This window comes from Actinomadura logoneensis, from assembly GCF_003428695.1.
GTDB lineage: Bacteria > Actinomycetota > Actinomycetes > Streptosporangiales > Streptosporangiaceae > Spirillospora > Spirillospora logoneensis.
This window is the reverse complement of sequence record NZ_QURH01000065.1, coordinates 1-1,096: the sequence shown is the minus strand read 5'-3', so window position 1 is coordinate 1,096 and position 1,096 is coordinate 1. Positions and strand designations below refer to the sequence as shown.

The window sequence follows — 1,096 nt, the reverse complement described above, 5'->3', positions numbered from 1 at the left end:
CGCCCGGACGGCGCGACCGCCGGCCCGGGCGGGACGGTCCGGTCAGGTCCGGCGCGGCACGGGCGCGAAGGGGCGTCGATGAGTCTTCTCGAGGTGACCGACCTCCAGGTCTCCTTCCACACCGCCGACGGCGAGGTCCACGCCGTGCGCGGGATGTCGTTCACCGTGGACCGCGGCCGCACCCTCGGCATCGTCGGGGAGTCGGGGTCGGGCAAGAGCGTGTCGACCCAGACGCTGATGCGGCTGACGCCCGGCGCGCGGGTGTCGGGCACCGCCCTGTTCGAGGGGCAGGACCTGCTGACCGTCGGCGACGACCGGATGCGCGAGCTGCGCGGCGCCGAGATCGCCATGATCTTCCAGGATCCGCTGTCCAGCCTGCACCCCCTCTACAAGGTCGGCTGGCAGATCGAGGAGATGATCCGCGCGCACGACCGGAAGGTCTCCAAGGACCAGGCGCGCAAGCGGGCCGTGGAGATGCTCGGGCTGGTCGGCATCCCGCGGCCCGACCGGCGGGTGGACGACTACCCGCACCAGTTCTCCGGCGGCATGCGGCAGCGCGTGATGATCGCGATGGCGCTGGCCCTGAACCCCAAGCTGATCATCGCCGACGAGCCGACCACCGCGCTCGACGCGACCGTCCAGGCGCAGATCCTGGACCTGATGCGGCGGCTCCAGGCGGAGTTCGACACCGCCCTCATCATGATCACCCACGACCTCGGCGTGATCGCCGACATGGCCGACGACGTGCTGGTGATGTACGGCGGCAAGCCCGCCGAGAAGGCCGAGCGGCGCACCCTGTACTACCGGTCCCACCACCCGTACACGATGGGGCTGCTGCGCTCGGTGCCGACCGCCGCGGGCGGCGCGGAGCGGCTGCGGCCGATCGCGGGCCAGCCCCCGAGCCTGATCAACCTGCCGACCGGCTGCGTCTTCCACCCCCGCTGCGAGTACGTCATGGACCGCTGCCGCACCGACGAGCCGCCGCTCGACCCGGCCGGGCCGCCGCCGGGCGCCCCCGGCCACGACCCCTCGCACGCCTCGGCCTGCTGGCTTCCCCACGAGGCCGTCGGCCTCGGCGAGGACGCGCAGGCCCGCC

Annotated in this window: 1 protein-coding gene; it reads left to right on the top strand. The window is 73.4% G+C overall.

Features of this window, described 5'->3' with window-relative positions; genetic code table 11:
• Positions 1-78: 78 nt before the first annotated feature.
• Positions 79-1,096 (top strand): ABC transporter ATP-binding protein (locus DZF91_RS03145; protein WP_147340969.1); only part of this gene is annotated, 1,018 nt, incomplete at its 3' end.